This is a genomic window from Allorhizobium undicola ORS 992 = ATCC 700741 (genome assembly GCF_000621665.1).
Lineage (GTDB): Bacteria > Pseudomonadota > Alphaproteobacteria > Rhizobiales > Rhizobiaceae > Allorhizobium > Allorhizobium undicola.
This window is the reverse complement of sequence record NZ_KK211328.1, coordinates 1-1,132: the sequence shown is the minus strand read 5'-3', so window position 1 is coordinate 1,132 and position 1,132 is coordinate 1. Positions and strand designations below refer to the sequence as shown.

2 protein-coding genes are annotated in these 1,132 nt (G+C 57.0%); one reads left to right on the top strand and one right to left on the bottom strand.

Features of this window, described 5'->3' with window-relative positions; genetic code table 11:
* Positions 1 to 168: 168 nt before the first annotated feature.
* On the top strand, positions 169 to 555 hold the full coding sequence (locus T424_RS0119370) for a hypothetical protein (protein WP_027489175.1): 387 nt from the start codon (positions 169 to 171) through the stop codon (positions 553 to 555).
* A 259-nt stretch (positions 556 to 814) separates the two neighbouring features.
* Here T424_RS0119370 and T424_RS21605 read toward each other — a convergent pair.
* Positions 815 to 1,132, bottom strand: a 318-nt coding sequence (locus T424_RS21605) for an ISAs1 family transposase (protein ID WP_037068366.1), incomplete at its 5' end; no start/stop codon positions are given.

Genomic DNA, 1,132 nt, shown 5'->3' with positions numbered 1-1,132 from the left:
AAAAAGCATGTCGTTGCCAAAAGTGTGGAGCGGTTTTGCGATGACGACATGCGGCTTGGGGCATGACTGTCATGGGGGGAAAGAACGGGGTAGAAGGGCGTGGTCGCCCCTTGAGTCGGGACGCAGGTTGGTTTACGTTGACGTCAACGTAAAAACTGGAGGAAGATCATGAGTGAAATCGTCACCCGCATTTCCGAGAATGTCGGCATTGCCCCGGATGTGGCCGAAAAGGCCCTTGGCATGATGCTGGGCTTCTTGCAGCGCGAGGCCGATGACGGCGCGGTGGCACGGATGATCGAAGCCATGCCCGGCGCGCCGGAACTGGTGGCCCAGCACAATGGCGAGGGCAAGAGCGGCGGCCTGCTGAGCGGGTTGATGAGCGCCATGGGCGGCGGCATCATGGGGCTTGGCCAGCAATTGATGAGCCTTGGCCTCGGCATGGGCGAAATCACCGCGCTGGCGCGCGAGACCATGGCCATTGCCCGTGAACATGCCGGTAACGATACCGTTGACGAGGTGGTCGCCTCCGTTCCGGGCCTCAGCCAGTTTGTCTGACCCCAAGGCTTGAAGGGATTTCGAATATCTCAACCGCGCCGGTGGCTTGAGATATTCGAAAAAGGAAGACCCCACAGTACACGACGCTGAAGTATGTCCGGTGGCATACCCCCTCTGCCTTGCCAGGCATCTCCCCCTCATTGGGGGAGATTGCAATACGGACAAAGCGCCATTCTTCAATGAATAGGTGTGATGACGGTCTTTTTCAGGAATTTAGTCAGGGCCTTGATCTTGCCGATCTCCCCCTTTGAGGGCAGGGCTATTGCATATGAGCGATCATTGAGATGAGGAACTGATCGTCCCATCCCGCTTTTTTGATTTTTCGTCGGATGGATGCTTTGTCTGGGTGCTGGCGGATGATGTTGAGTGCGAGTTTTCGCAAGATAGAGAGGTTTTGCGGGCCGTTGTCTTTGCGATTACGGGCCGCATCTTCACAGAAGGCTACGTCGAGTACCCAGTGTAACTGGTTTTCGATCGTCCAGTGCGCCCTGACTACCCGCAGGAAAGCCTCGGCACTGATTTCCCTGGAGAGCAGGAAATGTCTGAGATGGTGGGTCTTGCGCCCGTCGGGCTCGAT